The 5,711-nt window shown below is 29.1% G+C and carries 6 protein-coding genes; 2 read left to right on the top strand and 4 right to left on the bottom strand.

The window, feature by feature from the left end; genetic code table 11:
* A partial coding sequence (locus AOG54_RS00475) for a hypothetical protein (protein WP_236692416.1) occupies nucleotides 1-487 on the top strand: 487 nt, incomplete at its 5' end.
* A gap of 97 nt (nucleotides 488-584) precedes the next feature.
* Nucleotides 585-1,043, top strand: a complete 459-nt coding sequence (locus AOG54_RS00470) for a molybdopterin-guanine dinucleotide biosynthesis protein B (RefSeq protein WP_048101249.1) — start codon at nucleotides 585-587, stop codon at nucleotides 1,041-1,043.
* On the opposite strand, the gene mobA is transcribed toward AOG54_RS00470, so the two are convergent.
* The 4 genes from mobA to AOG54_RS00450 form a co-directional block, all read right to left on the bottom strand.
* On the bottom strand, nucleotides 1,029-1,574 hold the full coding sequence (gene mobA / locus AOG54_RS00465) for a molybdenum cofactor guanylyltransferase (RefSeq protein ID WP_048101250.1): 546 nt from the start codon (nucleotides 1,572-1,574) through the stop codon (nucleotides 1,029-1,031). The genes AOG54_RS00470 and mobA overlap by 15 nt on opposite strands.
* Nucleotides 1,571-3,310, bottom strand: coding sequence for a molybdopterin-binding protein (locus tag AOG54_RS00460; RefSeq protein WP_048101251.1), 1,740 nt, complete (start codon nucleotides 3,308-3,310; stop codon nucleotides 1,571-1,573). Before AOG54_RS00460 ends, mobA begins: the two co-directional genes overlap by 4 nt.
* The gene (locus AOG54_RS00455; RefSeq protein WP_055032253.1) at nucleotides 3,301-4,527 is read right to left on the bottom strand and encodes a molybdopterin molybdotransferase MoeA; all 1,227 of its coding nucleotides are present in this window, start codon (nucleotides 4,525-4,527) and stop codon (nucleotides 3,301-3,303) included. Before AOG54_RS00455 ends, AOG54_RS00460 begins: the two co-directional genes overlap by 10 nt.
* A gap of 343 nt (nucleotides 4,528-4,870) precedes the next feature.
* Nucleotides 4,871-5,572, bottom strand: a complete 702-nt coding sequence (locus AOG54_RS00450; protein WP_048101377.1) for a phosphorylase family protein — start codon at nucleotides 5,570-5,572, stop codon at nucleotides 4,871-4,873.
* Between the last annotated feature and the right edge of the window lie 139 nt (nucleotides 5,573-5,711).

The following is a 5,711-nucleotide window of genomic DNA, read 5'->3' as shown; positions in this document are numbered from 1 at the left end:
AACGCGTGGGAAGGCAGTGTCAGTATGGGCAACATTTTTTGGTGCAGGCCTTTTTAAATACCCTAAAGAGGCTAATGAGAGGGTAAATCATTCCATGGGTTTATGGGGAATAATGATGCCTGGTTTTATGCAATTTCTCACAGGAACATACCTTTGGTTGGGGTTAACAATTTTTCATGCCTTCAGATCTTCACCAATACTTTATATGGCTGCCCTTGCCTTTACGGCATATGGTGTTCATTGGTTTGCACTTGGATATAATAAATACAAGGATGCAGATACAACTGTGGATGGCTTCATGGCCATCGGTTTCCTCTGGATATCCATAGTGGGTGCTTTAATATTCTTTTTGGGAAAGGATGTACCTGTTGGTATACTCTTTGTACTTCTGGCGTTAATATATATAAATGATATACCTGCAAGTCTTGCTCATTCAAAGACATGGGGAAGAACAAAAGCATTCTTTCAGTTTATAACCGGCATATGACTAATGTATCTCATGTTTGCAGCAGCAATGAATTTTGCACTTGGATATCATTTATTTCTTTGATAAATATTTTATATCTAATTTTTATGTATTATGGATGGCAATTTTTTCCTTTTTTGGGTCCTCAAAATCTGGAAAAACAACAGTAATATATGATTTAATAAAACGCTTGCATAAGGATTTTAAAATAATGTATATAAAGGATATACCACATGATAATATATCTCTGGATACAGAAAACAAGGATACATGGAAAATGGAAAATGCAGGTGCTTATATTACATATGGATTAACGCCGTCAAAGTCATATAAGATGATTAATTCTCATTTAAATATTGATGATATAATAGCTGAAAATAATGCGGATATAATATTTATTGAGGGTTTTAAATCATATAAAAAAGCCATAAAATTCCTTGTGCTTGGTAATGAAGATTTTTTAAAATATGAACATAATTATATAATAAAAGCAAACAATAATGAATACAATAAAAAATGCATTATTTACCCAGATGATTTTGATAAATTATTAAGCATTATTTTAAATACAGTTTAAGTATTTGTTTACAAAAATTAAGTCATCATAATAATTAACACTTTTTAATTTTATTGTATCTTTTTTAATATAACTTATGTTATTTAGTTCCATAAATTTTTTAACACTGCTGCCTCCAGAGTTTATGTAATTTTCCATTTTATCATATATTTTATAATTGTATATAGAAAATAATGGTTCATAATAATTATGATTTAAAACCGATACTGTATTTTTATTATAATTATCAATCAATTCCTTTATTATATCATGATCTATAAGCGGCATATCCCCGCCGACGGCAAAAAATTCTTTGAAATTTTTAATGCAGTAAAGTATTGAATTTATTAAAACGCCATTTGTATGATCATATAATACATCACAGTATTTGCACTGCAAAGAAAAATTTTTTGTAAAGAGTGTAATTTTATCAAATAGACCTGTTTCATATAATATTCTAGAAATTCTATTTATCATCGTTTCATTGCATATTATTTTATTATGCTTGTCTTTTAATCTTTCACTTTTTTTAGCAAATATTATTGCCATCATAGATTATCATTAATAAATGCTTTTAATTCATTATAATAAATACTGTTCTTATTTATATAAAAATAAAAATAAATATTATCAATGAAATCAAAATTCAAATTATAATATTCAGCATAATTCTTATATGTTATCCCGACATCGCAACGCTTATTTTTGACGTAATCGGCTATTATATTGGGATTATCAAGATAAATAATATTTTTGGTATTCAATTTATCATACGAGTAATCATACAGGCCTGATCCCTTATATAAAATCGCAGCTGTGTCATAATTTCTTTTGCTGTAAACAAAACCGTATGGTGTACCAATTTTAATTATATCATAGTTTTTATTTTCAGGGTTATTTTTATAATTTAAAATATATAGATCAGCCTCATTATTCTCCATGGATCTTATAATGTCATTGTATCCTGATTCTATGAATATTGATTTTAATCTTATATTATACGGCATATCCTCAATTAATGGTGAATACTGACCGTATATAAGAATATCAGGTATGTTATTATTAAAAATATTAACTTTAATTTCTGTATTTTTCTTTAAATATTCTGACGTTGAATTTATGATAGAAAAACCGTTGGCCCTCATTATTCGGGATATTGACCCTGAATTGCCATGAACCTGATATGCATAATATTTTTTATCCTTTTTTAATAATTTTATTAAAAGCAAATCAGTGTTGCCAACATGCAGCTCAAAATTTTCTTTTGTATATGCATTTATTTTATTATAATTATAATTATAATTAAAAATGCTGAATATATTCGGTATAATAAGTGAATACAAAATCATCATGGAAGAAACCGGGAAACCAGGAAGACCAAAGATTATTTTTTTGCCTGATTTTGCAAAAATAAATGGTTTCCCTGGTTTTACCCTAACGCCATGGAATAATATCCCTGGAGTATATTCACCCAATATTTTATAAACCATGTCCTTATCGCCTGCAGATGTACTCCCAATTGTAATTGTTATATCGTTATTATTTACCGATTTATCAATTGCATTTTTTATTAATTCATAATCATCTGATAGTATTCCATAATTTTTTACATTAAAATTATTAAGGCTGTTAAGTTCTGATTCTATTGCCATAGCGTTGGAATCATATATTTTCCCATCTATATAATTATCACCGGGATAAATTAATTCATTTCCGGTGCTTATTATTCCTATGTTAATTTTCCTTAGAACCTTTATTTTATCAAGACCTGTGGCTGCCAGCACTGCTATATGCCTTGAATCCAGCATTGTGTATTTGTTTAATATTTTTTCACCCTTTATAACATCAATACCTGCATTTGAAATTTCATTAAATTTTGGAACAGATTTATAAAATATTACAGTATTTCCATTTATATTTGTATCCTCAAATGGAACCATGGCATCTGACCCTATTGGTATTGCACCGCCTGTTGGAACCTTTATGCATTTCCCGCTTCCGGGATGATTCACAGGTGTTTCACCAATAAATGTTTCGCCTGAAAGCAAAAGTTTAACAGGATTATTATAACTTGCATCCTTAATATCAGATGATATAACGGCATAGCCATCAACCTGTGATCTTGAATATAAAGGTAAATTATTTTTGCTGTAAATGTCCTCTGCGCTTATTCTATTGTATGCTTCACTTAAATTAATAATCTCAGAATCTGATAATTTTTCCATATTTTCATTTATTATTTTATAAGCATCATCAAATTTTATTAAATCATGGAATATTAGTCCCATTCTATATCACCTATTTTATATGCATTTATTATATTACCGGCCTCTATTCCTTCTTTATAATCTGGAACCATAACAATGGAATTTCCATATATTATTGATGATAATATGCCGGAACCTGTTGTTCTTAATGGTTTGATATGAATTCTATTATTTACTGTATATGCTCTGCATATTTGAAATGTTGTAAATCCTATTTTATTATGTATATTTTCATCAAGAATTCCATTTATTTTATCATAAATATCAAAATTAGATATTTTTTTTATATACATATTTACAAATACCAATGATGAGATGAGTGCTGCAACAGGCAATCCAGATACCGAAATAACTGGCTTATTTTTTATATTAAATAATGCAACTGTTCTGCCAGGTTTTATTGCCACACCAGAAAAGAGAATACTCCCAATTCTGGACACTGCATCTGTTGTTTTATCCCTTCTTCCAAGACTCGTACCTCCAGTAATTATAATTATATTGCACTTATCAATTATTTTATTTATATGGTTAATTATGCATTCCTCATCATCACCGCATATGCCACCGTCCACTACTTCAGTATATGGCCTTGAATAATAATTTTTAAGGAGAATACCTGTGGAATTTACTATTTTTTTGTTTATAATTTCATTTCCTGTGTTAATTATGCCTATTACTATTTTTTTATATACATTAACATTATTTATTTTAACTGATGCCATTGCAGCTAAATGCTGGGGCAGTATTTTATCGCCCTTTTTAAGTATTCTGTAATTTTTGGATAAATCCTCACCCTTTTTGAATATATTTTTATTTTCACCAGAATAGGAATAAACATATATATAATTACCAGACCTTTCTGTTTCCTCTACCTTTATTACTGAATCCGCACCCTGTGGAATCTCTGAACCGGTGTAAACCTCTATGCATTCATTTATATTTAAATTCTGATCAAATTTTTCCTCTGCGGATTCTGACCCAATTATAGTTAACTTTGAAGGGTTATTCACAGAGGCATTTAATGTATCCACCGATCTAACAGCATAGCCATCAACAGCACTTTTATCAAATTCAGGTACATCCATATTTGATAAAATATCATTATATATAATTCTATTAATAGAATTGTTTATACCTACATTCTCATATGCTGGATATTCCCATTTAATAGAATTAAAAATATTAACAGCTTCTTTATATGAAATAAATTTATCAAAGCCCTCCATAATATGCTTCATATTAACCACCATTTACCTCCCGGAGGAATATAACAACACAATTTTCTTAATTTTTTACCCTTGTAATCTTCATTATATATTGATATTAATAAATTCCTATCATTTTTTATTTCAAGATATCTATTGAATATAATTTTTTAATTTGTCCATTGAATTTAAATTTATATTTATAATTTCATGATTCTCTCCTCTTATGTCTTTTATATGTTGAAAATAATAATTGCATACCACTGAGTTGTAATGAAAAATAAAATGAGTGGGGTCCAAGGTAGGAAAATAATGCATATAGTGAGCTGACGTATGTTTAAACAACCTAATGTAATTTCCTAAAAATTATAAAAAATTAATTTTTTCCTGTGAGAAGGTTCAGTATAGTTTTGGCTATTTTATTTTCTGATTCATTAATATTGTTTTGTTCCATTGATTTCCCGGTTACTGCATTGGAGTAAATTAAATGCACTGATAGTGCCCTTACATTTTTAAGCCTTGAAATAAAGTAAAGTCCGGCACCTTCAAGTTCAACTGCAATGTGACCAGTTTCTGACAATTTTTTAATAAACTCTGGTGTGTGGGCAAATAATGCATCACTTGTAAATACATTTCCTATTTCAGTTTTAATATTAGCGTTATTCAATTTTTCCCTTTCAGAGGCAAGAAATTCAAAGTCTGGTGTAAGGGCCATTGAAAAGTCAGAATTCAGATACTGTTTAAATGTGCCTCCAGGGTTATAAGAATATCCAATGGGAAGAACCACAGTGCCCGGTTCCATGCTGTCTGATACTGCTGTGGCTGATCCGAATCTTACTATCTCTCTGGCACCAAGAGATATTAAATCGTCTGTTACCAGTGTTAATGATGGAATTCCTATTCCATGAAAGACTGTGGTAATATCCTCATTGCCATATTTGCCTGTGTATGCAGTGTAACCCGCAAATTCTGATATTTTTACTGGGTTCTCAAGGAGGGAATTAACTATCTTTTGTCTGTTCAGGTTTCCAACTATAACTACTTTTTTGCTTACCTTTTCTGCCTTTATTATTGCCATAATTCCAAATTGCATAAATAAAGAAAAGTATAATGTTAGGCAAATGTTCACATATAAACTTTAAATAATTTTGTGATATTATCATATAAGACAGTTATCTATTTAATCAGAAATAACTTTTTTATAAAATTATTTTTAT

Origin of the sequence: Acidiplasma aeolicum (assembly GCF_001402945.1) — an archaeon.
In the GTDB taxonomy this organism is placed as follows: domain Archaea; phylum Thermoplasmatota; class Thermoplasmata; order Thermoplasmatales; family Thermoplasmataceae; genus Acidiplasma; species Acidiplasma aeolicum.
The sequence above is the reverse complement of the archived record's forward strand: the minus strand, read 5'-3'. Positions and strand labels throughout refer to the sequence as shown.